This is a genomic window from Frigoribacterium sp. MEB024, from assembly GCF_000878135.1.
Taxonomy (GTDB): domain Bacteria; phylum Actinomycetota; class Actinomycetes; order Actinomycetales; family Microbacteriaceae; genus Frigoribacterium.
On record NZ_JXQZ01000009.1, the window covers coordinates 1 to 25,375 of the forward strand.

Annotated in this window: 19 protein-coding genes; 6 read left to right on the forward strand and 13 right to left on the reverse strand. The window is 72.8% G+C overall.

The genetic code is table 11. The features are described 5' to 3' along the window. Positions 1 to 70: 70 nt before the first annotated feature. The 3 genes from rimI to SZ60_RS02220 form a co-directional block, all read right to left on the reverse strand. On the reverse strand, positions 71 to 610 hold the full coding sequence (gene rimI / locus SZ60_RS02210) for a ribosomal protein S18-alanine N-acetyltransferase (RefSeq protein ID WP_043593283.1): 540 nt from the start codon (positions 608 to 610) through the stop codon (positions 71 to 73). Then, positions 607 to 1,281: a tRNA (adenosine(37)-N6)-threonylcarbamoyltransferase complex dimerization subunit type 1 TsaB gene (gene tsaB, locus SZ60_RS02215; RefSeq protein ID WP_043593284.1), complete on the reverse strand. Its 675-nt coding sequence runs from the start codon at positions 1,279 to 1,281 to the stop codon at positions 607 to 609. Before tsaB ends, rimI begins: the two co-directional genes overlap by 4 nt. Before the next feature lie 88 nt (positions 1,282 to 1,369). Beyond that, a complete protein-coding gene (locus tag SZ60_RS02220) occupies positions 1,370 to 3,856 on the reverse strand; it encodes a right-handed parallel beta-helix repeat-containing protein (RefSeq protein ID WP_043593286.1) in 2,487 nt (828 codons plus the stop codon). Positions 3,857 to 4,109: 253 nt separating this feature from the next. Here SZ60_RS02220 and SZ60_RS02225 point away from each other — a divergent pair, with 253 nt between their 5' ends. The 4 genes from SZ60_RS02225 (at position 4,110) to SZ60_RS02240 (ending at position 11,969) form a co-directional block, all read left to right on the forward strand. Further along, positions 4,110 to 5,432 (forward strand): hypothetical protein, encoded by a 1,323-nt coding sequence (locus SZ60_RS02225; RefSeq protein WP_043593289.1) that lies wholly within the window; start codon positions 4,110 to 4,112, stop codon positions 5,430 to 5,432. Further along, positions 5,416 to 6,078, forward strand: a complete 663-nt coding sequence (locus SZ60_RS02230) for a hypothetical protein (RefSeq protein ID WP_043593291.1) — start codon at positions 5,416 to 5,418, stop codon at positions 6,076 to 6,078. Before SZ60_RS02225 ends, SZ60_RS02230 begins: the two co-directional genes overlap by 17 nt. A 114-nt stretch (positions 6,079 to 6,192) precedes the next feature. Beyond that, on the forward strand, positions 6,193 to 10,908 hold the full coding sequence (locus SZ60_RS02235) for a PKD domain-containing protein (RefSeq protein ID WP_043593293.1): 4,716 nt from the start codon (positions 6,193 to 6,195) through the stop codon (positions 10,906 to 10,908). Further along, complete coding sequence (locus tag SZ60_RS02240; protein WP_043593295.1) at positions 10,905 to 11,969, forward strand: glycosyltransferase; 1,065 nt, start codon at positions 10,905 to 10,907, stop codon at positions 11,967 to 11,969. Before SZ60_RS02235 ends, SZ60_RS02240 begins: the two co-directional genes overlap by 4 nt. Before the next feature lie 2 nt (positions 11,970 to 11,971). Here SZ60_RS02240 and SZ60_RS02245 read toward each other — a convergent pair whose 3' ends face one another. Beyond that, the gene (locus SZ60_RS02245; protein WP_231567032.1) at positions 11,972 to 12,973 is read right to left on the reverse strand and encodes a glycosyltransferase family 2 protein; all 1,002 of its coding nucleotides are present in this window, start codon (positions 12,971 to 12,973) and stop codon (positions 11,972 to 11,974) included. 76 nt (positions 12,974 to 13,049) lie between these two features. Between SZ60_RS02245 and SZ60_RS02250 the strand changes: the two genes are divergently transcribed. Further along, a complete protein-coding gene (locus tag SZ60_RS02250; RefSeq protein ID WP_156155453.1) occupies positions 13,050 to 13,982 on the forward strand; it encodes a glycosyltransferase family 2 protein in 933 nt (310 codons plus the stop codon). A gap of 53 nt (positions 13,983 to 14,035) precedes the next feature. Further along, positions 14,036 to 15,268 carry an ATP-binding protein gene (locus tag SZ60_RS02255; RefSeq protein WP_043593302.1) on the forward strand — a complete coding sequence of 411 codons (1,233 nt, stop codon included), beginning with the start codon at positions 14,036 to 14,038 and terminating at the stop codon, positions 15,266 to 15,268. A gap of 21 nt (positions 15,269 to 15,289) precedes the next feature. Here SZ60_RS02255 and SZ60_RS16250 read toward each other — a convergent pair whose 3' ends face one another. From SZ60_RS16250 to SZ60_RS02300, 9 genes are all read right to left on the reverse strand, one after another. Then, a complete protein-coding gene (locus tag SZ60_RS16250) occupies positions 15,290 to 16,660 on the reverse strand; it encodes a low molecular weight phosphatase family protein (protein WP_197073479.1) in 1,371 nt (456 codons plus the stop codon). A 269-nt stretch (positions 16,661 to 16,929) separates the two neighbouring features. Beyond that, the gene (locus SZ60_RS02265) at positions 16,930 to 17,949 is read right to left on the reverse strand and encodes a glycosyltransferase family 4 protein (RefSeq protein WP_043593303.1); all 1,020 of its coding nucleotides are present in this window, start codon (positions 17,947 to 17,949) and stop codon (positions 16,930 to 16,932) included. Next, positions 17,949 to 19,451 (reverse strand): lipopolysaccharide biosynthesis protein, encoded by a 1,503-nt coding sequence (locus SZ60_RS02270; protein WP_197073480.1) that lies wholly within the window; start codon positions 19,449 to 19,451, stop codon positions 17,949 to 17,951. The genes SZ60_RS02265 and SZ60_RS02270 overlap by 1 nt, the downstream gene beginning before the upstream one ends. A gap of 47 nt (positions 19,452 to 19,498) precedes the next feature. Beyond that, positions 19,499 to 20,614, reverse strand: coding sequence for a glycosyltransferase family 4 protein (locus SZ60_RS02275; RefSeq protein ID WP_052505098.1), 1,116 nt, complete (start codon positions 20,612 to 20,614; stop codon positions 19,499 to 19,501). Beyond that, entirely contained in the window at positions 20,611 to 21,996 is a 1,386-nt protein-coding gene (locus SZ60_RS02280; protein ID WP_197073481.1) for a polysaccharide biosynthesis tyrosine autokinase, read from the reverse strand. The genes SZ60_RS02275 and SZ60_RS02280 overlap by 4 nt, the downstream gene beginning before the upstream one ends. A 173-nt stretch (positions 21,997 to 22,169) precedes the next feature. Next, the gene (tsaE, locus tag SZ60_RS02285) at positions 22,170 to 22,703 is read right to left on the reverse strand and encodes a tRNA (adenosine(37)-N6)-threonylcarbamoyltransferase complex ATPase subunit type 1 TsaE (RefSeq protein WP_369700681.1); all 534 of its coding nucleotides are present in this window, start codon (positions 22,701 to 22,703) and stop codon (positions 22,170 to 22,172) included. Then, a complete protein-coding gene (gene alr / locus SZ60_RS02290) occupies positions 22,700 to 23,836 on the reverse strand; it encodes an alanine racemase (protein WP_043593304.1) in 1,137 nt (378 codons plus the stop codon). The genes tsaE and alr (SZ60_RS02290) overlap by 4 nt, the downstream gene beginning before the upstream one ends. Continuing rightward, a complete protein-coding gene (gene alr / locus SZ60_RS02295; RefSeq protein ID WP_043593305.1) occupies positions 23,833 to 24,924 on the reverse strand; it encodes an alanine racemase in 1,092 nt (363 codons plus the stop codon). Before alr (SZ60_RS02295) ends, alr (SZ60_RS02290) begins: the two co-directional genes overlap by 4 nt. After that, complete coding sequence (locus tag SZ60_RS02300; RefSeq protein ID WP_043593306.1) at positions 24,921 to 25,343, reverse strand: holo-ACP synthase; 423 nt, start codon at positions 25,341 to 25,343, stop codon at positions 24,921 to 24,923. Before SZ60_RS02300 ends, alr (SZ60_RS02295) begins: the two co-directional genes overlap by 4 nt. Between the last annotated feature and the right edge of the window lie 32 nt (positions 25,344 to 25,375).

The window sequence follows — 25,375 nt, forward strand, 5'->3', positions numbered from 1 at the left end:
GCCGGCCCGGCGGCGGCCGGCTCGGCGGCGGCGGGCTCGGCAGCGGCGGACGAGGAGGCGCGGGTGACGGTCACGGGCGGACGTCCTGTTCGTCGAGGGGCGCGTCGCCGAACGGCTCGACGGGGCCCGGGGTGGTCTCGGTGGTGGCCGGCGGGACGCGCAGTCGCATCACGACCGCGTCGACCCCGTCGGGCATGTAGTACCGCGGGCGGACGGCGATCCGCTCGAAGCCGAGCGTCTCGTAGAGGTGCTGTGCCCCGGGGTTGTCGGCCCGCACCTCGAGGAACACCTCGCGCACGCCGCCCTGACGGGCCTCGGTGAGCAGCTGGGTCAGCATCGCCCGACCGAGCCCCTGCCCCTGGTGCTCCGCGAGCACGGCGATGGTCTGGACGTCGGCCTCGGGAGCCCCTCTCGGCGCCAGCATGCCCGCGTAACCGATGACGGTGGTGTCGTCCCCCTCGGCCGTCGCGACGAGGTACCGACCACCGGGGGCGGTGAGCTCGTGCGTCATGCTCGCCCGCGACCAGGCGTCGTTGACGAAGGTCGACGTCTCGATGGCCATGATGCCGTCGAGGTCGTCGAGGGTGGCCGTGCGCAACAGGACGCTCATCGCGTGACCGGCTTGGGACCGGCCGACGGGGTGACGTCGGGCTCGCGCAGGTACAACGGCTCGGCGTCGGCGAACGCGCGACCGTGCTCGAAGAGACGCTCGGCCAGCATGCCCAGGGCGGCCGCCGAGACCGTCGTCGCGTCGGGGTCGGTGCGCGGCCAGGACGAGGAGGCGCCGGTCGCCTCGTCGAGGTCGGCCGGCCTCACGAGGGCGGGGCCGGCCACGATCACGGGCAGGCCGTCGTCGTCGAGCCCCGACCACGCGCTGTACGCCACCTCGCGACGGCGGGCGTCGGTGACGACGACGAGCGGCGAGTCGACGGGCCCGCCGGCGGCGCCGACTGAGCGGCCGGCCGCCGCCGAGAGCCGCTCGAACGCGACGGCGTCGTGGCTGCCGACCGACAGGCACGGGACGCCGGCGCCGAAGGCGAAGGCGCGGGCGGCGGCGATGCCGACCCGCAGGCCCGTGAAGGGGCCGGGGCCGCGACCGGCGACCACGGCGGAGAGCTCGGACGGGGTCACGCCGGCCTCGCGCAGGGCGTCGTCGATCAGGCGGCCGATCACCTCGGCGTGACGCCGGGTGTCGGCGACCGCGTGCTCGGCGAGCACGCCGCCGTCACGGTCGACGACGGCGACGGACGAGCCGGCTGAGGTGTCGATGGCCAGGATCACGGGGTCAATCGTAGGCGGTGTCGGGAAGCCGACCCGCGCCTCCTGACGGGTGACGGAGCCCGGCCGGGGCCGGGCTCCGTCGGGTCGGTCAGAAGGCGCCGATGCGACGCGCCGTCCCGGGCTGGCCGAGGAGCGCGGCGATGTCGGACGGCAGGGCCGACACGATGCCGAGCGACGAGGTCAGCAGGCTCGTCATGCCGCCGAGGTCGAGCACGGACGACGTCTCGACGTTGCGCCACGACGAGTTCTTGACCGAGAGCGCCGACACGGTGTCGAACCGGGTCACCGTCTTGTTGTCACCGGCCCCCCAGCCGACCAGGGTGGCCTGGGACGTCGTGCGGCGCTGGTTGAACGCGTTGCCGGTCACCGTGACGCCCATCGAGTCGGCCGAGCGGTTGGTCTTCGAGTCGAGGACGTAGACCTGGTAGTACCCGCCGCTGCCGAAGGCGTTGTTCGCGATGGTGATCTTGCCCGTGACCCAGCTCATGGTCGGGTCCGGGATGGGCCGACGACGGTCCTGACCGGTGGCCGCCGTGGCCTGACGACGCTCGTCCTGCAGCACCTTGACGCCGAACTGGCTGAAGCCGCCGACGGAGTTGTTGTAGACCCGCACGTCGTCGGTGCCGATGATCTGGATGCCCGTCTTGCCGCCGGTGACGGTGTTGCCCGCGACGACGGCCTTGCTCGAGAGCTCGAGCTGGATGCCCGTCCACTCGTTGTCGACGACCGTGTTGCCCACGACCTTCGAGTCGTACACGGACTCGTCGAGCCACAGGCCCGAGCTGTAGTTGCGGCTGACGTCGTTGTTGGAGACGGTCACGCCGCGCGACCGCGTGATCTTCACTCCGCCCGAGACGGGGGTCTCCTTGAATCGCTGCCAGTTGTTCTCGCGGACCACCGAATCGGACAGCGACATGTCGTAGGACGCGTTGGCGCCGATGCCCAGCATGCCGTTGTGCTCGACCGTCAGCCGGCGCAGGGTGCCGCCGTTGTTCTCGAGGTTCACGCCGATCATGGCGTTCTCGACGACGACGAGGTCCTGCGCGGTGGCGCCGGTGTTGCCGAGGCGGATCGTGCCCCGGTCGGAGTCGAGGGTCGCGTAGCGGCGCACGCCGAAGCCCTGCAGCGTCGTGTCCGGCGCCTGCACCCAGATGGCCTGCTGCTTGTTGCTGATGCGCAGCTCGTGCCCCGAGGGGTCGCTGCCGATCAGCACCCGTCCACCGGCGGGGTCCGGAGCGAAGGTGCCGGGGGCCAGCTTGTCGGGCGTGACCTGCGTCAGCTGCACGCCGTCGAGGAAGACCTGGTCGGGACGCCCGGCGAGGGGGAACGACGGCGACAGGAAGCGCGGGTTGTCGGCGATGCCGAGCAGTGCGGACGACGGGAACGACGTCCACGGGGTGCTCCACCCCGAACCCGAGCGCTGCCAGGACGAGACGGGCACGGACCCGTCGAGCCAGACGGCCTCCTTCGGGTAGGCCTGGATCGTCAGCGGCTTGTTGAACGGCACGACGACGCTCTCGTTGTAGCTGCCGGCCCGCAGGACGACGGTCCCGCCGGCCTTGGCCTTCGCGACGGCGGCACCGAGGGTGCGGAACGGGGCGGCCTGGCTGCCGGCCGCCGAGTCGTTGCCGCCCGGCGCCACGAAGAGGGCGCCGGAGGGAACGGCGTACGACGCCGAACCGACGGGCACCGAACCGCGCGTCGGGGTCGGGTCGGGGGTGGGGGTGGGTGCCGGCGCGGGGGCCGGCGTCGGTGCGGGGGCCGGCGTCGGGGTCGGTGTGGGGACGGGCACCGGGACCGGCACGGCGTCCTGGGGCGACTGGACGACAGAGAGGTCGTCGAAGGTCGTGGTGGTCACCGTCTTGTTCGACGAGCTCGAGTACTGCCAGAGCCCGACGGCGCCGGGCTTGGCGATGCGATCGGCGGCGGTGTCCGACGACGACAGCTGCCAGCCGGGCTCGGTCGTGCCGGCGGCCCAGCCCTTGCCCTGCAGGCTCACCGACCCCGTGCCGACGGCGCGGAAGGCGACCGAGACGGCCGAGCCCTTCGTCACGCCCGACGGGAGGGCGACCCGGCCGAGATCCTTCTCGCCGGACTTGCCGACCTTCGTGATGGCGAGGGCGACCGTCCCCGAAGAGCCCTGCTCGAGACGCCCACGGTAGGCCGAACCGTCGCTCTGACGGCGCAGCTCCCACCCCTGGTAGAAACCCCCGGTGGTCTGCGGCAGGCGAATGGTCTCGCGCACCTCGACGTCCTGCACCGAGACCCCTGCGAGCGCGGCGGTCGCCGACCCTCCCGGCACAAGCCCGGTGATGGACGAGACCCCGCCACCCACGGCGAAGGTGGCCTTGGTGGGCCCCGACCAGGTCGTCCAGGTGCCTCCCTTGTCGGCGGCACCCCAGCCGCCCGCCGTCGTGCGACCCGAGGCGTCGGACGCGACGGTCGTGGCAGCCGCGGAGGCGCTGGTCGCGGGAACGAGGACGGCGGCGACGCAGGCCACCGCCATGGTCATGGCGCCGAGGACCGTCCGGGTGCGGTTCGGTGAGTCGAGCTGAGGCGCGGAGGCGTCGAGCATCGGCGCTCCTTTCGTCGGGGTGGAGTCCTGATGGATTCAGCACATGCCCCCAGGACGGGGGCTTGCGCGATCGGGGCTACGGCGAGTCGAGTCGGGACCTCGGCGAAGACAAGAACGAATCCTCATACATCTATGCGCGGTTGGCAAGGGCCCGTCAGCCCCCTTGGGGGTGCCCTCCGTGCGGGTGGCATCCCTCCGGGTGCCACCCGTCAGGGGTGTCCGGCCACCCACCGCCGTCGCCTAGAGTTCACGCATGACGCCCCTCGAAGCCGGCCCGAGGGCCTCGGCGACCCTGCGTCGAGGGGTCGCGCGCGCCTCCTCGTGGCGCCCGCCGACCCTCGGCGCTCCGAGCGGACGGGACGCCCCGCTCGAGGCGCGGGCGTGGGTACGCGGACTCGCGGCCGCCTGCCTCGTGCTGCTGGGCATGCGCTTCACCCTGCCGCAGAGCCTCCAGGTCGGCTTCGTGGTCGCGCTCGTCATGTTGCCGGTCTGGTGGGCCCACCTGCGTCGTCAGCACGGGGGAACGCTCTTCGTCGGGCTGGGCCTGCTGGCCACGGCCGCCGGACTGTGGCTGGGCGTCGCCAACGCCGCCGACCACGAGACCGACCCGACCGCGGTCATCCCCGGGACGGTGTTCCTCGTGGGCACCGTCTTCAGCGTCGGCCTGTTCGTCTGGGGTCGCGACGTCCTCACGTCTCCTCGCGCCGCCCTCTGGTTCGGCATCGGGCTGGCGCTCGGATTCACCCCCGACACCACACTGTTCGCCACGAACCCCTGGAAGTTCGGCTTCGCGCTGCCCGTGACCGTGATCCTGCTCGCCCTCGCCGCCCGGTTCGGCCGCCGATGGGAACTCGGCGCCCTCACGGTGCTCATCGTGGTCGCAGCACTGAACGACTCACGCTCGGCCTTCGGGCTGCTGCTGCTGGCCGCACTGCTGGTCTTCGCGCAGATCGCGATCGTCCGCCCGCACCGGAGACCGTCGGCGGTCGCCGTCGTCCTCGGACTGGGCGGGCTCGGGGTGGCGGTCTACCAGCTGGGACAGGCCCTCATCCTCGACGGCTACCTCGGTGTGACGACGCAGGCCCGCAGCCTCGAACAATTGCGGCAGTCGGGGTCGTTGATCCTCGGCGGACGACCCGAACTCGCGGCCACCGTCGGCCTCATGGAGCACCACCCGTGGGGCTTCGGCACCGGTTCCGTGCCGACCCCCGAAGACGTGCAGGTCGCGAAAGAGGGCATGAACGCCATCGGCTACCAGCCGAACAACGGCTACGTCGAACGCTTCATGTTCGGCGGCCACGTCGAACTGCACTCGGTGTTCGGAGACCTCTGGGCCCAGTCCGGCATCGTCGGCCTGCTGCTCGTCGCCACCGCGATCGTCGTGCTCGCGGTCGGCGTGGTCCGTCGCCTCGCCGACGGGACGGCCAGCGGACTGCTGCTCTACGCCGCATCGCAGAGCGTCTGGAACGTCTTCTTCGCGCCGTTCTACACGTCGTTCCCGACGCTCGTGCTCGCCCTCGCCCTCGCGTTCCTCCCCCGCCCCGAACCAGGAGTGCCCCATGTCGCCAGAAGGTGAACCGACCACCGGGTCGACCCCCGCCACCCCCCGCCGACGCCGTCTGATCGTCACCGTGGCGGTCGGCGTCGTCGTCGTGGTCGCCGTGGTGGTCGCCCTCGTGCTCACCGGCCGCGGTGACGGCGGACCCTCCACGGACGACACGGCCTCGACCTCGCAGCCGACCGGTGATGCGCCGGGTTCCCCGGCGGACCCTTCGTCCACGGACGCGCCGACGTCGACCACGCCGCCGGCCGCGGGCCCCGACACACCCGAGTCACCACCCGTCGGCCTCGACGAGTCGCCCACCGTCGTCGACGGGGTGACGGTCCGGGTGAAAAGCCTCGACGGAGTCGACGGCGAGGCCGTCTTGCCCGGCGAGGTGTCGGGCCCCGCGGTCCGAGCGGAGCTCGAGGTGTACAACGGCTCGGCCGCCCCCGTCGATCTGTCGACCGTCGTCGTCAACCTGGCCTACGGCACCGGCCGGACGCCGGCCAACACGTTCTCGACCGGGACTTCTTCGTTCCCGGCGTCGGTCGCGGCCGGCACCACCGCCACGGGCGTCTACGTGTTCTCCGTGCCCGCCGACGCGCAGGACGACCTCCGGCTGACCTTCGACTACGCCGTCGACGTGCCGGTCGTCGTCTTCGAGGGATCGACCTCGTAGTACTCCTGTACCCACAACGGGGGCCAGTGTCCCCCCTTGGGGGGACCTTATAGTCGTCAAGCCATCGGTACCCGAATGCCGATGACGCCTACCCGACCCGAATGAGGCTCCCCCATGGGAAGAACCGTCTCGTCGCGCCTTCGCCTACCCGCGATCGTCGCTGCGTCCGCCGTGCTCCTGTCCGTCCTGATCGGAGTCCAGCCCGCCCAGGCCGACTCCGCACCCGCCGACCCGACGGCGCCGTCGACCCCGGCGACCGTCACGGCCGACGCGTTGCCCACGCCGCAGATCGACGGCTCGGTCTTCTCTCAGGTCATCGTGGGCAACACGGTCTACGCGGCCGGCAAGTTCACCAAGGCGCGCCCGGCCGGCTCGGCGCCCGGCGTCAACGAGGTCCCCCGCAGCTACCTGCTGGCGTACGACATCACCACGGGAGCCCTCTCGACGACCTTCGCCCCGGTCATCGACGGCCAGGTCAAGGCCCTCGCCGCCTCCCCCGACGGCAAGCGCCTCTACATCGGTGGCGCCTTCACCAAGGTCAACGGCGTCAACAAGTACCGCCTCGCCGCTCTCGACCCGACCACGGGCGCCCTCGTGACCAGCTGGAACCCCGGCACCAACGCGACGGTCAACGCCATCGCCGCCGTCGGCCCGAACGTCTACGTCGCCGGCGTCTTCTCGAGCATCGGCAAGGACACGCGCACCAAGGCCGCCGCCGTGACGGCGGCCAACGGCACCAACCTGCCGTGGGCACCCCAGATCGCCGGCGGTGACGTGCTGGCCCTCGTCGCGAGCCCGGACGGGTCGAAGATCGTGCTCGGCGGGTCGTTCAACTCGGTCAACGGTTCGTCGCAGCCCGGCTACGGTCTCGCCATGGTCGACCCGAACTCCGCGGCGAACCTGCCGTTCCAGGCCAACGACGTCATCCGCAACGGCGGCGGCCAGGCCGCGATCTACAGCTTGAGCGCCACGGCGAACGGCGTCTACGGCTCGGGCTACACCTTCGGTGGCGGCGGCCGTCTCGAGGGTGCCTTCAAGTCGACCTGGGCCGGCGACCTCGTCTGGGTCGAGGACTGCCACGGCGACACCTACTCGGTCGCCGCGAACAGCACGGCCGTCTACATCGCAGGACACCCGCACTACTGCGGCAACATCGGCGGCCAGCCGCAGACCAACCCGTGGACCTTCCAGCGGGCGATGGCCTTCAGCGACTCGGCGACCCAGACGGTCACCAACGACCCCATGGGCTACTACAACTTCGCGGGCAACCCGGCCCCGAGCATCCTCAACTGGTTCCCCGACTTCGGCACCGGCAGCTACACCGGCCAGAACCAGGGGCCGTGGAGCGTCGCCGCCAACGACAAGTACGTGGTCTACGGCGGGGAGTTCCCGACGGTCAACGGCAAGGCCCAGTACGGCCTGACCCGCTTCGCCGTGTCGAGCATCGCTCCGAACAAGGAGGGCCCGGTGTACTCGGGTGCCCTGTTCAAGCCCACCCTCGTCTCGCTCGAGTCCGGCAGCGTCCGGGTCGCGTGGCAGTCCAACTGGGACCGCGACAACGCCAACCTGGCCTACCAGGTCTACCGCGACGGCAACCTCACGACGCCGGTCTACTCGACGACCACGCCCTCGACCTTCTGGAAGCGACCCTCCATCGGCTTCGTCGACAAGGGGCTCACGCCGGGCAGCACGCACGAGTACCGGGTGCGCGCCACCGACCCGCTCGGCAACACCGTCCTCGGTGACACCGTGTCGGTGACCGTCTCGACCACCGCCCCCTCGCCCTACCAGCAGCGAGTGGCCGGCGACGGGGCCACGTCCTTCTGGCGCCTGGGCGAGAAGAGCGGCTCGACCGTCTACGACTCGATCGCCTTCGACGACCAGCAGGCCCAGGCCGGCGTGACGCGCGGGGCCACCGGCCAGGCGTCGACCGACTCGGACGGCTCGAGCACCTTCTCGGGCACCGACACCGGGCTCTCGTCGACCACCTCGGCGATCACCGGACCGCAGACCTTCTCCGTCGAGGCATGGTTCCGCACCACGTCGACGACCGGAGGCAAGATCGTCGGCTTCGGGAACTCGAACACGGGCGCCTCGAACTCGTACGACCGCCACCTCTACATGGACCCCCGGGGCCGTGTCTCGTTCGGCGTGTACCCGAACGCCAGCCGCATCATCACGAGCCCGACCGCCCTGAACGACGGCCAGTGGCACCAGGTGGTCGGCACGTTGAGCTCGGCCGGTCAGTCGTTCTACGTCGACGGCAAGAAGATCGCGACGGATGCCGGGACGACCAGCGCCCAGGACTACACGGGCTACTGGCGCATCGGTGGCGACAACAACTGGGACGGTGCTCCGTACTTCCAGGGCGACATCGACGACGTGTCCGTGTACCCGAAGGCCCTGAGCCCCCAGCAGGTCGACGGCCAGTGGGTCGCCTCGGGACGCACGAGCAAGCTTCCGACCTCGCCCGCCGACGCCTACGGCGCCCGCGTGTTCCAGGACGACCCCGAGGCGTACTTCCGTCTCGACGGTGACTCGACCGCCGTCGCGACGGATTCCTCCCCCATCGGCACGAACGGCGTCTCCACCGGCGGCCTGACGACCGGCGGCCCCTCGGCCGTCGGCGGCACCGGACAGTCGGCGACCTTCAACGGGCAGGACGCCGGCGTGGCCACCACCACCTCGTACGACTCGCCCAACAACTACACGCTCGAGACCTGGTTCAACACGACGACGACCTCGGGCGGCAAGCTGATCGGCTTCGGCAGCCAGCAGACCGGCTACAGCGGCAACTACGACCGCCACGTCTACATGGAGCAGGACGGGCGACTGCAGTTCGGCAACTGGACCGGTCAGATGAACCTCGCGAGCAGCACCGCGAGCTACAACGACGGCCGGTGGCACCACGTGGTCGCCACGCAGGGCTCCGACGGGATGAAGCTCTACGTGGACGGCGCCCAGGTCGGGTCGAACCCGACCACCGCCTCGGACGGCTACCGCGGGTACTGGCGCCTCGGCGGCGACAGCTCGTGGAACTCGGGCTCGGGTTACTGGGCCGGCAGCCTCGACGAGGCGGCGGTCTACGCGCGCCCCCTCGACGCCACGACGATCGCCCAGCACTACGCACTCGGCACGAACAAGCCGAACGCGGCTCCCGTGGCCGCCTTCTCGTCGGCGACCACCGGCCTCGGAGTCGCCTTCGACGGCGGCGCCTCGGCCGACAGCGACGGCTCGGTCGCCTCGTACGCCTGGGACTTCGGCGACGGCAGCGCCGTGGCGTCGGAGGTCGCACCCACGCACACCTACGCCGCGGGCGGCACGTACACGGTCACGTTGACCGTGACCGACGACCGGGGTGCCGTCGGCACCTCGACCGCGACCGTCACGGTGACGCCGCCCCGCGTCAACGCGACGCCCACCGCCTCCTTCACCTCGACCGTGGACCACCTCGCCGTCGCGGTCGACGGGACGGCCTCGTCCGACGCCGACGGCGCCATCGCGTCGTACCGCTGGGACTTCGGTGACGGCACGATCGCAGCCACCGGATCGACCACCGGCCACACCTACGCCGCGGCCGGCACCTACACCGTGACCCTCACGGTCACCGACGGCGAAGGCGCCACCGGCACCTCGACCGGGACGGTCACCGTCGCCCCGGCCCCGCCGGCGAACGTCGCCCCCACGGCGTCGTTCACGAGCGCCGCGACGGGTCTGGCGGTGTCGACCGACGCGTCGGCCTCCACCGATCCCGACGGCACCGTGACCGGCTACGCCTGGTCGTTCGGTGACGGCGGCTCGGCCACCGGGAAGACCGCCTCGCACTCGTACGCGGCGGCCGGCACGTACACCGTGACCCTCACGGTCACCGACGACAAGGGCGCCACCGGCACCTCGACGGGCACCGTCACGGTCGCTCCCATCCCGAACGCGACCCCGACGGCGGCGTTCACGACGGCGACCGACAAGCTCTCGGTCTCCACCGACGGACGCGCCTCGAGCGACTCCGACGGCACCGTCGCCGCCTACGCCTGGGACTTCGGCGACGGCGGCACGGCGACCGGCAGCACGGCGAAGCACGACTACGCCACCGGCGGCACCTACACGGTGACCCTCGTCGTGACCGACGACAAGGGCGCCACGGGGACCCGCACCTCCACGGTGACGGTCACCGCGCCTCCCGTCGTCACCGCGATCGCGCAGGACGGCTTCGGCCGCTCGGCGACGAACGGTTGGGGATCGGCCGACGTCGGCGGCGCCTGGACGCGCACCGGCCAGGCCTCGCAGTACTCGGTCGTCAACGGCGTCGGCACCCAGTACCTGGGTGCCGCGGGCTGGAGCACCTCGATGGCCCTCACCGGCGTCAACACGACCGACAGCGACCTGCGCACCAGCGTCAGCCTCGACAAGGCGGCGACCGGAGGCGGCACGTACGTCTACGTCACGGGCCGCAAGGTGGCGACGAACTCCGAGTACCGCGCGACCCTGCGCTACCGCTCGGACGGACGCGTCGTCGTCGCGCTCAACGCCTACAAGGGCACGTCGACGAACGTCACCCTGGTGAACGAGACGCTGGTGCCGGGCACGGTCACGCCGGGCGCCAAGGTCAACGTACGCCTCGAGGTCAGCGGCTCCGGCACGACGACGATCCGGGCGAAGGCCTGGCTCGACGGCACGACCGAGCCCACCGCGTGGACCGTCTCGACGACCGACACGTTCGCCGGCCTGCAGGCCCCCGGCTCGGTGGCCCTCGCCGCCTACGCCTCGGGCTCCGCGACCAACGCCCCGCAGACGGTCTCGTTCGACGACCTGAGCATCTTCAAGCCGTGACCGACGCCGCCCCGGAGCACGCGAGCAGGCTCGTCGTCCAGCAGTCGTTCCCGCGACCGCGACCGACGACGAACCCCTACCTCGTGATGCTCCGGGACGCCGTCGGCGCGGTGCCCGGGGTCGAGGTGCGCACCTTCGACTGGAAGGGCGTCCTCCTGGGCCGCTACGACGTCTTCCACGTGCACTGGCCCGAGATCCTCGTCTCGGGGCAGAGCCCGCTCAAGGCGCTCGTGCGTCAGGCGTTGACCGTCGCCCTGGTGACGAAGCTGCGACTGACGCGAACCCCGATCGTCCGCACCGAGCACAACCTCGAGCTGCCGAGCGGCATCTCCCGGCGCGAGCGCGTCCTGTTGCGCTGGATCGAGCGACGCACCGCGCTCTGGGTGCGGCTGAACGACGAGACGCCCGAGCACGCCGACGCCCTCGGCGCGCTCATCCCCCACGGCCACTACGTCGACTGGTTCGCCCGCTGGCCGTGGCCGTCGCGCGAGGCAGGCCGGGTGTCGTACTTCGGCTTCATCCGCCGCTACAAAGGGGTCGACGGCCTCCTCCGGGCCTTCCGCGACGTCCGCGGGGACGACCGTCGACTGCACGCCGCCGGCAAGCCCTCGACCCCCGAGCTCGCCCACGGCCTCGAGCGGCTCGCGGCCGACGACCCCCGGGTCAGCCTCGACCTGCGGTTCCTCGACGACGAAGCCCTCATCGACGTGGTGCGCCGGGCCGAGCTCGTCGTGCTGCCCTACCGCGAGATGCACAACTCGGGCGGCGTGCTGACGGCGCTGTCGCTCGGCCGGCCGGTGCTCGTGCCCGCCAACGAGGTCAACGCCCGTCTGGCCGACGAGGTCGGCGCCGACTGGGTCCGGCAGTACGCCGACGACCTGGGGGCCGAGGACGTCGAGCACGCGCTTGACGCGGCTTCACGACTCGACGACGACGCCCGCCCCGACCTGTCGGCTCGCGACTGGGACCGTGCCGGCGAGGCGCACGTCGCGGCGTACCGTCGGGCGATCGCCGCCACCCGTGGTCGACGCCTCGTCGGCCGACGCCGGGCCCGTCCGTGAGGTCAGCCGTCGACGCGGCCGTACTCCCGGTACCCCGCGCCCCACGCGCCCGCCACCATGCCGGCACCCCGGGCCATCGTGCGGATGCCACGAGCGCGTTGCCCCAACGACCGGCGCCCGAGGGGGCGGGTCACCGTGCCGACCGCGTACCGGCCCAGCCCGCCGGCGACGCGCACGCCGCCCTTCGCCGACAGCCGGAGGCGCGTGGACAGTCGCGACGCCCCTCGCGCGGACAGCATCACCGAGGTGAGGCTCCAGCCGTTGCCGCTGCTGTAGGCGCGCTGCACGACCCAGCGCCGCGTGACGCGGTGCGCGGGGACGACGTCCGTGACGACCGCCTCGGCGCACCACAAGATCGTGCCGCCGCCCGCGACCAGACTGCGGGTGAACAGCGTGTCCTCGCCTCCGAGCTGGCCGAGCGCCACGTCGAAGGCCAGCCCCTGGCGGCGCACCTCGGCGAGGTCGAGCAACAGGTTGTTGGTCGCGGCGACGTCGACGTGCGTGCCGGTCGCGAGTCGACGGCGCACGAAGAAGCGTCCCTCGACGATGAAGGGCTCGGGCTCGACCTCGTACTCGCTGCGCACCGGGCCGACGACGGCCGCGGCACCCGTCTCGGCCTGCAGGGAGACCAGGGCGCCCAGCCACCCGTCGGACGGCCGCTCGTCGTCGTCGATGAAGACCAGCAGGTCGCCGTCGCCGCTCTCGGCGAGCGCCCTGTTGCGGGCCGACGCGATGCCCGGCGTGGCCTCGACGACGTAGTCCACCGTCACGGGTCCTGCGCCGTCACGGGGGTCGGCCGCCGCGAGCGCCGCCGCCTCGACGCGCTCGCGCCCCGACCCGCTCGCGTCGTTGTCGACGACGAGCACGCGCGCCTCGACGCCGAGCCCGTGGACGCTGCGGGCCTGCTCGACGAGCAGCGGCAGCACCGCGTCGAGATCGCGCGGTCGGCGGAAGGTCAGCACGGCGATGGTCAGGAGGCGCGGGGCGGTCGGGTCGGTCGTCACGGGCCCCAGCATGTCAGGTCGGTGACGGGCACCGGGTCGCTCACCGCGCCTCCTGCGGGTGGACGGGGGACGAACCGTGGGTGAGTCGCTCGCAGGCCTCTCGGTGGTCGTCGTCAACTACGGTTCGACCGACCTGCTGCGCCGGAACCTCGCACCCGTGTCACGGGCGACCGACGGCCTCGTCGTGGTCGTCGTCGACAACTGGTCGGGAGCGGCCGAGCGCGCCCGCGTGAGCGAGCTCGCTGCGGCCGAGGGCTGGCAGCTCGTCGCGCCCGCCGGCAACGAGGGCTTCGGCACCGGGGTGAACCTCGGCGTCGCCCGGGCGCGCGAGGCCGGGGCGCGCCACCACGTGCTGCTCAACCCGGACGCCGTCGCGGACGCGGGGGCCCTCGCCGCCCTGCACCGCGCCTCCTCGTCCGACCCGATGACGATGAGCGCGCCGACCGTGCTGCGCCCCGACGGCAGCGTCTGGTCGGCCGGCAGCGATCTGTACCTCGACGACGGACGCATCCGGTCGAGACGGCGACGGTTGCCCGGCGCCCGCGTCGAGGAGTGGCTGAGCGGTGCCTGCCTCGTGCTGAGCGACGAGCTGTGGCAACGCTGCGGCGGCTTCGACGACGACTACTTCCTCTATTGGGAGGACGTCGACCTGTCCCGCCGCGTCGTGAGCGCAGGAGGCGCGCTGCGGCTGCTCGACGACGTCACCGTCGTCCACGCCGAGGGCGGCACGCAGACCGCCGGCGGGGCCGACCGGTCGGGGCAGGCCAAGTCGGCCGGGTACTACCGGTACAACATCCGCAACCGTCTGCTGTTCGCCGCGAAGCACCTCGGCGACGACGACCTGCGCCGGTGGCGACGCCTGACCCCGCGCATCGCGTGGGAGGTGCTGCTGCAGGGCGGGAGGCGGCAGTTCGTCCGATCACCGGGCACGCTGCTCGTCGGGCTGCGGGCCGTGCTCGAAGGGCGACGGATCGTGGCGACCGAGCTGCGGCGACGACGAGCCCGATAGAGGGTTTGATAAATTTATCGACGGCCGACCCAGGCTCTGATAAATTTATCACCGTGCGATCTCCCCTCACCAACCCGTTCCAGGCGGGCTCCGACGTCGTCCCCGACGTCTGGGCCGGCCGAACCGAGCAGTTGAGCGACTGGCACCAGGTCCTGCGACCCCGCCGACGTGCGGGTCTGTACGAGACCGGACGGACGATCCTCGGCGAACCGGGCACCGGCAAGTCGAGCCTCGTCCGACGCATCGCCCGCGACGCCGCCGAGGCCGGCGACTGGGTCACGCCTCAGCTGCGCATGCCCACCGGGGCCGATCCCCTCAAGATCATCGCCTCCGCCGTCCTGCGACTGGCCGACCGCGCCGGGCTCCGCACCTCGACCCGGAGGGGCGTCCTCGACCTGCTCGCCAGGGTCGAGCAGGTGGCCGTGACCGGCTTCTCGGTGACGACCCGCGGCGCCGACGGCCCCGAGCCGTTCACCGCCCTCTTCGAGCTCCTCGTCGAACTCGGCCAGGCGGCGATCGAGCAGGACGCCGTCGTGATGATCCACGTCGACGAGGTGCAGAACATCGGTGACGAGGCCGCCCTCTCGCAGCTCCTCATCGCCCTCGGCGACGCCCTGTCGCACGAGGTCGAGGTCAGCGTGCCCGGTGGAGGCACGGTGTCCCGCTACCTGCCCGTCGCCGTCTACCTCACGGGCCTGCCCGACTTCGAGGACATGGCGGGTGCCCGGAAAGGGGCGACCTTCGCCCGACGGTTCCGCACCATCACGCTCGGTCCCCTCGACGAGGGCGACATCCTCGAGGCACTCCAGCCCTTCGTGATCGCGGGGTGGGAGACCGCTGGCGACCACGGTGCCGTCGAGACCGTCCGCATGGACCCTGCAGCGGCGAGGGCGATCGCGGCCCTCAGCTGCGGAGAGCCCTTCCTGTTCCAGCTCGCCGGCCAGCGGGCGTGGAACGTCGCGACGGCCCCCGTCGTCTCTGAGGAGGACGTCGTGGCCGGCTGGCGCGGAGCCGAGAGCGAGGCGTCGGCCCACGTCGAGCGCATCCTGAACCGCCTTCCCCCGCGTGAGCACGAGTTCTTGAGGGCGATGGCGTCGCTGCCCCCCGCCGAGCGCACCTTGAACGCCATCGCCGAGACGATGGGCCTGGCCTCGGGAGCCCAGCTCGGGCCCACCTCGCAACGGCTCGACACGGTGCGCGGCGTGGTCAGCCGGTGCAAGCCGTACGCGTTCCGCAACCGCGCCGTCGAGGCCTACCTGACGACGGACTGGCCCCGGACCGGCTGAGCCCGGACGACAGCGCACTGGTCAGGCGGGACTCCCCCACTCCGCGGCGAGGCCCGGGTAGACGCGCAGGGCCGCGGCGGGCACGACTTCCCACGTGTCGAAGTCCTCTTCGGCGTGGCGCAGCTCCGCCATCGCGGGGTACTCGCCCGCCAGACCCCGGGGCCACTCCTCGAGCGGATCGTCGTGGTCGCGCTGCGCCTGACCGGACTCGCGCAGCGCCACCCGTCGCTCGTCGGACAACGGCCGGAGGACGCCCGCCTCCACGAGCCACTCGACGACTCGGGCGACGGCATCCCGGGCCAGGGTCGGCGGCCCCCCGACACCACGCCAGGTCAGTTCGTCCGCCAGGGCCGACTCGGCCGCTCCGGCCGATGCCACCCAGGGAACGGTGAAGTCGGGCGCGAACGGACCGCGGTCGTTGATCTCCGCCGCCGTGTAAGGGGCGTCGACGATCTCGACCAGCACGCGGGCCTCGGCCGCGGCGAACCATCCGGCGGCGGTGTCGGCGAGAGCACCGCCGCCTGCGTCCGAGACCTCCGGGTAGGCGATCGTGGCCCGACCCTCCGCCACCGTGTGACGTCGCCCGGGAAGGTCGCGGTCCCTCAGGTCCAACGAACGACGCTCGAGCGCCAGCGCCTCGGCGAGCGACTCGACCCGCCGTCTGATGTCGTCCCTGATGGAGAAGACGTCGACGAGACCGGCACCGATCGGATCGGGCACGTCCCAGTCCAGCACGGGGGTCGACCGGGGCACGGGGAACGCGTCCGGGCATCCGATCCGAACCACCAGGTCGGCCGCCCGGACCGGGGCCGCCATGATGCGTCTCGCCGACTGTCCGGGCTCCACCCAGGCCTTGTCCATGCCCATCACGATGGACACGTCGCGCTGCATCGCCGGCGGCACCGGCTCGTCCGGCGGATCGATGCCCCGGGCGTCGACGAAGTACTCGTCGTCGACGAGGACGCGCAGGTACGCGGCGGCCATGACGCTGCGCCCGATGCCCCTGGGGCTGACGACGAGCACGGTGCGGACCCGCGCCGGGTCGATCCGGGCCGCCGCCCGGCGGGAGCGACGGCGCAGTGCGGCCCCCGAGACGGGTTCGCCCTCGTCGGCGGCCGCCCCGGACGGCCGTCGCGTACGGCGGACGAAGAGCCACTCGCGGGCGAACAGCACGGCGAAGAACACGATGAGCACGAGGGCCGCCAGGGCACCGACGTAACCGAGTCCGACCTTGAACCAGACGGCACCGGCGATCGGCCACCCGGCGGCCAGCCGGGCTCGCTGCTCGGGGTCGGGGTCGACCCACGCGTTGGTGCTCATGACCACGACGTACACCGCGCTCAAGACGAACACCGGGAACACCCACAGGGCTCGTCGTTGCGACGCGGTCACCGTGGTCGTCCGTCCGACGTCGGCACGATCGGTCCCCCTCCGCCGAGGATCTCGTGCCCTCGGTGCAGGTCGATCCTGCCGCCCGCGACGCGCCGGGCGCCATCCCGCGTCGGAGGGCCACGCGCCTCCCGGGGCGCGGTGACGTCACCGCACAGCGAACGGCCCGGCCTGAGCGGGCGTGTTCGACGAGGGCGGGCGTCTTCGACCGACCGTGTTCGACGAACTCGCCCGGATCGGGCCCGGGCTGGTGCCTCCAGCCGGTGCCGGACTCAGCCCCTGCCGGGCTCAGCCCCGACGAACTCCGCCAGCGACGCCGCGAGGTGCCGCGTCGTCAGCCGTTCCTCGACCAGGGCCCGCCCCGCCGCGCCGAACGCGCGGGCCTCGACCTCGTCGCCGAGCAGCCGCAGCACGTGTCCCGCGAGCGCCGACGAGTCCCCCACCGGCGCGAGCAACCCGGTGCGCTCGTGCTCCACGTAGTCCTCGATGCCCGGGGTGTTCGTCATCACGACGGGCCGCCCCGTCGCCATCGCCTCGAGGCTGACCGTCATGCCTGACGCGTGCAGGTTGTCGCGCGTCGCCACGGCCACGATCGAGGCACGGGCGTACAGCTCGGCGAGTTCGCGGTGCGAGACGTGCGGCACCACGGTGACGCCCTCGGGCGGTGCCGCGTCGCTCGTCGTCTGCACGACCAGCTCGACGTCCGGTCGCTCGGCGTGGACCCGCTCGAGCGTCGCGAACAGGGTCGCCGGGTCGCGGTCGCGGTCGCCTCCGATGCTCAGCACCATCGGTCGCGTGGGCCACGGACGCGCCGCGAAGAAGTCCTCGTCGACCCCGAAGGTGAAGAACCCGACCGGCGGGCCGTCCTCGCCGACGAACCGTCGCAGCGGCTCGACCTGCCCCCGGCTGATCACCCAGAGGCCGCTCATCCGTCGCAGCACGTCACGCATGCGTCCGACGTCCTGCCCGCGCTCGACCCGGTCGGTCACCCAGATCACACCCGTGTACATGCGGTCGTGGGGCCGCGTCAGCAGCATCCGCCGCGCGACGTTCTCGTCCCAGGTCACGCCGACGTCGTCGGACGGGACCCCGGACGAGGAGGCGCGGCGCGGCGCCACCCGGTCGCGCAGCACCTGCAGGCGGCCGGGTTCCGCGACCGACGCGATGCGCGCCTCCGGGTCCGCGTCGCGCAGCGCCTCGAGGCCGTACGGCCAGAGGCCGGGCCGGAAGCCTGCCGCGTGATCGGCGGCCCAGCCGGTCACGTCGCGTTCGGTCGCGAAGAGGACCTCCATCACCGCGCCTCCTTCTCGTCGTCGCCGGTGCGGCCGTCGTGCACGCGCTCCTCGGCGGCCCGCTCGGCCACCGCTCGCTCGGCGATCGCCTGGTCGGTCGCGGTCTCGTCACCGCGCTGCTCGTCGACGTCGAGGCCCGCGGCCGCCGTGGCGCCCTCGCCGTCCGCCGACTCGTCGACGACGCCGTCGCCACCCGCTCCGCCCGCCGCCGCCTCGGCCCGACGCCGCCCCAGGTCGCGCGAGACGTACCAGAGGTTCGGCACGAGCTGACAGAGCGCCACCGAGATCGCCGACCCGAGCACGGGTCCCGCGGCCCCGACCTGCCCGATGAACCACCACGACAGTCCCAGGTTGAGGGGGACCATCAGCACGATCGGCAGCACCTGGAAGACCAGTCCGGTCTTGTCGGTCATGTACATGCCGACCGGGTACTTGGCCGCCTGCAGGCCGACGAAGACCACGAAGCCGACGAGCATCCAGCCGTCGAGCGTGATGGCCCCGCCCGACACGAACCGCGCCAGGAACGGGCTGATCACGGCGAGCCCCGTGCCCAGCACGAGTCCGCCGAGCAGGAACCACAGCGTCGGCACGGTCGGCGACTCCACGCGCCCGGCCGAGCGGGCCGCCGCGTAGACCGGCCAGAGGGCGATGCCCGCCGCGGCGACGGTCTGCAGGACGATGCCGAACAGCTGCGAGGCGAGGTTGTACTGCGCGAGCTCGTCCGGGCCGGCCAGGTGGCTGAGCAGCAGGCGGCCGGTCTGCATCGCGACCGGCAGGGCGATCATCTGCACGAGCATCGGCCAGGCGAGGCCCAGGGCGGGCACGCCGCGGTAGCTGCGGACGCGCGGCACGAGCTTGACGGCCTGTCCGATCTGCGGCGACAGGGCGCGCGCCGCCACGATCAGGCAGATCACCGACACGAGGCTGTTGGCCACGTACGAGACGACCGCGAGGTAGCTGCCGATCGGTGCGCTGAACATGACGGCCGAGCCGATCGCGAGCAGCATGAACGGCGCCACGACGGCCTGGCTGGCGACCTGCGTGCTGGTCTTCTTCAGCCCCACGAGGATGCGCTGCCCGACCGTCAGCGGGATCACCAGGCCGAACACCGCCAGGCAGAGACCGGCCGCGAGCGAGCCGCCGTCGGGCAACAGCCCCTCACCGAGCAGGACGGGCCACCAGCCCGCGAGGGTGATGAGCAGGGCGACGGCGACCATGATGCCGCCCGACACCAGCAGCACACGGAAGGCCGTGACGATCGAGCGCTTGACGAAGTCGTCCGTGCGGACCGACGACGACCCGGCCACGGCGTTGATCACGATCGCCGCGATGCCGAGGTCGGCGAACGGCAGCAGGGTCGGGAAGGTCGAGAGCAGCCCGTACTGGGCGTAGGCGTCGGTGCCGAAGTTCTGGATGATCATGCGGCTCGTGATGATGCCGAGCACGCCCGACAGGCCCATCACGACCACCTTGATCGCCGCGGTCGAGCCCACGGCGGCCATCGCGCCGCCCCGGCGGGGACTCCCGGCCGAGCCCGTCGCCGACCGGCTCACGAGGCCCGCCCGAACAGTCGGTCGTCCGCGGCGAGCCGTCCGTCGCGGTCGGGCAGGTCGGCCAGCACGTCGTCGGCGGCACGGCTCGCGTCGAGCGCCGCGACGATCGCGTCGGCCAGCACCTGAGGCGAACGCGGGTCGGACGCGACCACGTGGCCGTGGGCGTCGAGCCAGTCGGCGAGGCCGGTCTCGGTCGTGGTGACGACGGTGCAACCGTGCGACAGCCCCTCGACGATCGGCAACCCCACCTGCTCGCGCCAGGTCGGGCTCGGCTGCGACCAGAGGACGAGCACGCGCGCCTCGTCGAGCACCGAGTGGATGCGCGGGCGCGACGGGTCGACCTCGACGGCGACCGAGGGCTCCGCGACCGACAGTGCCCGCGCCTCCTGCTCGAGGGCGCCCTTGCCGAGCAGCGTCAGCGTCGCCTGCGGGCGGGCGGCGACGACGAGCGGCCAGGCCGCCGCCAGCACGCGCAGCCCTTTGCGTTCGACGAACGAACCGACGAACGCGACCGCGGGCGGACGGACCCCGCCACCGCGGGCGTCCTGGTGACGGGTCGGCAGCGCGGGCACCGAGGCCACGGAGGCCCGGGGCGACGGGGAACCGAGGAGGCGCGTGTACGTCTCGCGCGCCGCCTCCGTCCCGAAGACCACCCGGTCGAGCCGCCGCCAGACCGCCCGGGCCAGCACGCGTTCACCGCGTCGGCGCAGTCGCGTCCGCAGCCGCGGAGCGGTCGCCGACGTGAACGGGTCGGCGTTGCCGATCAGATAGCTCACCACGGCGGTCGGGCGACCGGTGATCCGGCGCCGCAGCGCCAGGGCCGTCAGCACGAGCACGGTCGCCGGCAGGCTCGACGTCATGAGCGGCTCGTTGACCTCGAGGGTCTCGACGTCCGACCGCGCGATCAGCCAGGCCGCCCGCACCGGGCCGGCCGGCACGAGGTCGAGGCCCTCGGCGAGCGAGGCGTCGAAGTCGTACCGCGTCACCCGGTAGACGATGCTGGCCGGCGCGAGTTCATGTGCCCGCTCGAGGTGCGCCGTGCGCAGCGACTCGTACAACCGGACGGCCGGGAGGCGCGGCGCGGCTCCCCGGGACGGCCGAGCGACGGTCACGGGGCGTCGACGCCCCGACCGCCGGCCGGGCGGGAGGAGATCGAGGCCTTCGGCGCCGACGGGCCGCCGGCACGCTGTGCGCTCTCGGAGACGCCGTCGAGGACGACGCCGAGCACGGGCACCTGGACGCCGGTGAGGGCCCGGGCGGCCTGGACCAACTGGCCGCGGGACGAGTGGCCCACCGTGGCGACGAGCACGACGCCGTCGGTCAGGCGTCCGAGCTCGAGGGCGTCGGACGAACTGAGCACACCGGGGGTGTCGACGAGGACCACGTCGTAGCGCTCGCGCGCGGACTCGACGAACAGGGCCATCGACTTCGAGCTGAGCAGCGGGCTGGGGTTCGGGGGCACCTCACCGGTGGGGATGACGTCGACCCGGTCGCGCCAGGGCGTGACGGCGTCGGCGAACTCGAGGCGCCCCACGACGACGTCGGTCAGGCCCGTCTCGTCCGACACGGCGGCGAGGTCGGCGAGTCCGCCGCCCCGGAGGTCGGCGTCGATCACGAGGACGGACTGGCCGCGTTCGGCGTAGGCGAGTGCCAGGTCGAGGATGACGGCCGCGCGGCTCTCGCGGTCGTCGGAGCTGACCGACGAGACGGCGATCGTGCGGGCGACCGCGTCCACGTCGGAGAACTGGAGCTGCGCGCGGATGCGTCGGAAGTCGTCGGCCGCCGCGCCCTGGGGCTCGTCGGCGAATGCCAGGCTGCCACGTCGACGGCGGCCGACGGTGCCCAGCACGGGGGCGACCCGCAGCTCGTCGACGTCGGCCGTGCTGCGGAGACGCGTGTCGACGACCGACCGGACGAGCGCGAAGACGACGCCGAGGGCGAGACCGATCGCCAGGCCCGTGAGCGTCATGAGCCGGCGGTTCGGCCCGACCGGCTGGTTGGGCGGGGTGGCCTCGGCGATGGGGGCGACGCTCAGGGTCGACAGGCCGGCGGCACTCTCGGGTGAGAGCGACCGGGCCTCGGAACTGAGCGAGCGCGTGACGGCGTTGGCGATGTCCGCGGCCCGCTGCCGGTCGGGGTCGACGACGGTGACGTCGATGATGACGGTGTTCAACGGGTTCTCGGCCGTGACCTGCCGGGCCAGCTGGACCGGGGTGAGGTCGAGCCCCAGGTCGGCGACGACCGGTTCGAGGACGACCGTCGACGTGGCCAGGCGGGTGTAGCTCTGCACCAGGTTCTGCGTGTACGACGACCCCTGGAGCAGCTCGTTCGGGTCGGAGCCCTCGGCGGCCGAGACGAAGACGCTGCTGGTCGAACGGAAGCTGTCGGGTCGCGTCTGGGCGTAGCCGTAACCGGCCGCACCGCCGAGGAGCGCGAGGACGAGGATGACGGGCCAGCTCTTCACGAGCGCGCGCCAGTAGTGCTGAGGATCCAACTGACACTCCCGGGTTAAGTGGTTGAACCTGGCGAGCATACCCGCAGCGAACGGGGGCCCATGACCCCCCGACGGGGGCACCCCGGCGGTCGCACACGACGGATCACCCGCTCTCACCCGCCGACCGCCCGGTGGGGAGATCGGTGACGAGCCGTCCGCGGCGCGCGGCCGGGTCAGCGGACGGGCAGCTCGACGCCCGCCCAGCGGCGGCCGTGCGGGGTGATCGTCACCCTGCGGGGCTCGTCGGCTTGGTCGGGCTCGTCGGGATCGCCCGGCGGGGTGACCTCCTCGGCACCCGTCGATGCGGCACCCGTCGGTCGCTCGATCACGACGTCGAGCCACGAGTCGGACACCCCGTCGAGCAGTCCCGCGCCCCACTCGACGACCACGATCGAGCCCTCGAAATCGAGGTCCAGGTCGTCGAGCTCGGCCTCGCCCGACAGCCGGTACGCGTCGACGTGCACCAAGGGCGTGCCCGACGCGGTCGGGTGCGTGCGCGCCAGCACGAACGTCGGGCTCGCCACCTGCCCGCGGACCTCGAGCCCCTCGCCCAGGCCGCGCGTGAAGGTCGTCTTGCCGGCACCGAGCGGTCCGGTGAGGACCAGCAGGTCACCCGCTCGCAGCAGGCCGGACACCCGACGCCCCAGCGCCTCCATGGCGTCCGCGTCGGCGACGGCGAGCTCGACGGGACCGCCCGGGGTGGTCACGGGCGGCCGCCCACGTAGACGCGCGGCACCCGGGCGCCGACGCGGCAGGCGACCTCTTCGGGGATCGTGTCGGTGGCGTCGGCCCACTCGCCGATGGTCATCTCGCCCCGGTCACCCGGCCCGAACAGCACGACCTCGTCACCGACCGCGACCGGGTCGTCGCCCATGTCGACCAGGAACTGGTCCATGGCGACCCGACCCACGATCGGCCGGGGGGCGCCGTTCACGACGACGTGCACGGCGCCCTGCGCCCGGCGGCTGACGCCGTCGGCGTAGCCCAGGGGCACGAGGGCGAGCGTCGTGTCCGACGGAGCACGGAACGTGTAGTCGTACGAGACCCCGGTGCCCGCGGCGACGCGCTTGACCTTGACGACGGACGCGCTCAGCGTGAGCACCGGCCGCAGCCCGCGGTCGGCGGCGGTCACGCCCTCGGTCACGGGGATGCCCAGGCCGTTCGACCCCATGCGCACCATGTCGAACCGCCGCTCGGGGTGCTCGAGGGCGGCCGAGCTCGACGACATGTGCCGCTTCTCGACGGTGGCACCGAAGGCCTCGGCGTCGGCCACGGCCTTCTCGAACACCCGGGCCGCGGCCTGGTCGTCGGCCTCGCTCGTCTCGCTGACGTGCGAGAAGATGCCACGCAGGCGGACCACGCCCTCGTCGCGCAACTCGACGGCACGGGCGACGAAGGCCGGCCAGTCCGAGGGCAGGCAGCCCTCGCGGTGCAGCCCGGTGTCGATGGTCAGGTGGAGGAGGGCGACGCCACCGCGTGCCCGCGCGACCGCGGCCACGGACTCGATCTGGTCGAGGGTCGACACCCCCAGGTCGACCTGCAGGTCGACGGCCGCCTCGAGGTCGTCGGACGGGCTGAGCTGCCAGGCGAAGAACGAGGCGTCGCCGCCGATGCCCAGACGTCGCATCCTCAGGGCCGGCTCGAGCTCGACCGTGCCGAACCAGCGGATGCCCGCCGCCACGGCCTCGGGCACGAGCACGTCGGCCCCGTGCGAGTAGGCGTCGGCCTTGACGATGGCCAGGATCTCGACCGGGTCGAGACGGGCGATCAACGACTCGAGGTTCGCCCGGTACGCGGCCAGGTCGACCGTGGCCCGGCGCAGTGACGTCGCGGCGCTCATGCGGTGTACCTCCGGGTGAGGCCGGCGGCCAGGCACGCGACGACCTCGTAGGTGATGCCGCCCATGGCGTCGGCCCAGTCGGCGGCGGACTGCCGGCCCAGCGCCGGGTCGCCGAACAGCACGACCTCGTCACCGATCTCGACGGGGTCGTCGCCCACGTCGATCACGAGGGCGTTCATGGCGATGCGCCCGCGGACCCGGTACGTGCGCTGGCCGATCGTCACGGAGGCGCGCTCGCTCGCGGCCCGGTCGATTCCGTCCGCGTACCCGGCCGGCACGATCGCGATCGACGTGTCGCGCTCGGGGCGGAAGAGGTAGCCGTACGACACGCCCTCGCCCGCCGGGATGCGCTTGACGGTGGTCACCGGCGCCGTGACGGTCATGGCCGGACGCAGGCCGAGCTCGGCGGACGTGCGATCGGGGTAGGGGCTGAGCCCGTAGCTCGCGAGGCCGAAACGCACCATCGTGGCCCTCGAGCCGACGTAGTCGAGCGCCGCCGCCGAGGCGGCGACGTGCAGCAGGGGCGGCCGCACGCCCCGCTCGTCGAGCATGGCGGCGGCCCGGGCGAAGCGGGCCGTCTGCAGGCCGTCCTCCTCGGACGAGGCGTTCGACACGTGGGTCATGAGGCCCTCGACCGGCACGACGGCGGCGTGGCCGGCCGCACGGTCGAACAGCTCGGGCCATTCGGACTCGACGGCCCCGTTGCGGCTCAGACCCGTGTCGATCGCCAGGTGGACCGCCCGGACGCCGGCCGCCACGGCCGCCTCGAGCTGGTCGACGCTCGACACCGCCGGGGTGATGCCGAGCGCGGCGGCCTCGACGAAGTCCTCGCCGGGAGCGTGCAGCCAGGCGAGCACGGGCGCCTCGACACCGGCTCGTCGCAGGGCCACGGCCTCGGTCAGGTCGGCCACGCCGAGCCAGTCGACGCCGGCCTCGACGAAGGCCCGGGCGCACTCGACGGCACCGTGGCCGTAGGCGTTGGCCTTGACCACGGCCATGACTGCCGCCGGTGCGACAGCCGCCCGCAGCACCTCGACGTTGTGTCGCAGCGCGGCCGTGTCGACGGTGACGGTGACGTCGTGGGTCATCGGTCTGCCCCTTCGTGGTGTGCGTCGTCGTGGTCGGCGGGGACGTGGCCCGCGCCTTCGGCGACCACGTAGGCGACCGCCACCCCGCCGTCGTGGCTGAGCGACAGATGGAGGCGCGAGACGCCTCGCGAGTCCGCCAGCGACCGTGCTCCCCCGCTGAGCACGAGCGAGGGGGCTCCTTGGTCGTCGGAGACGACCACGACGTCGTGCCAGCGCACCCCGGTGGAGCCGCCCAGGGACTTGATCAGCGCCTCCTTGGCGGCGAAGCGGGCCGCCAGCGAGTGACGCCCGCGGGGACTGCCGTCACGGAGGACGAGCTCGTCCGCGCGGAACAGGCGCGTCGCCAGTGCCGGGGTGCGCTCGATGGAGCGGTCGAAGCGTTCGAGGTCGACGACGTCGACGCCGATCCCGACGATCACGTCCTCACCCGCCTGACGCCCTGCCCCGGCTG

Bases quoted from the DNA above. Each gene is read 5' to 3' on its own strand.
- rimI (WP_043593283.1), bottom strand. From the start codon at position 610: ATGAGCGTCCTGTTGCGCACGGCCACCCTCGACGACCTCGACGGCATC.
- SZ60_RS02220 (WP_043593286.1), bottom strand. From the start codon at position 3,856: ATGCTCGACGCCTCCGCGCCTCAGCTCGACTCACCGAACCGCACCCGG.
- SZ60_RS02225 (WP_043593289.1), top strand. From the start codon at position 4,110: ATGACGCCCCTCGAAGCCGGCCCGAGGGCCTCGGCGACCCTGCGTCGA.
- SZ60_RS02230 (WP_043593291.1), top strand. From the start codon at position 5,416: ATGTCGCCAGAAGGTGAACCGACCACCGGGTCGACCCCCGCCACCCCC.
- SZ60_RS02235 (WP_043593293.1), top strand. From the start codon at position 6,193: ATGGGAAGAACCGTCTCGTCGCGCCTTCGCCTACCCGCGATCGTCGCT.
- SZ60_RS02265 (WP_043593303.1), bottom strand. From the start codon at position 17,949: ATGGAGGTCCTCTTCGCGACCGAACGCGACGTGACCGGCTGGGCCGCC.
- SZ60_RS02270 (WP_197073480.1), bottom strand. From the start codon at position 19,451: ATGGCCGCCGTGGGCTCGACCGCGGCGATCAAGGTGGTCGTGATGGGC.
- alr (WP_043593304.1), bottom strand. From the start codon at position 23,836: ATGAGCGCCGCGACGTCACTGCGCCGGGCCACGGTCGACCTGGCCGCG.
- alr (WP_043593305.1), bottom strand. From the start codon at position 24,924: ATGACCCACGACGTCACCGTCACCGTCGACACGGCCGCGCTGCGACAC.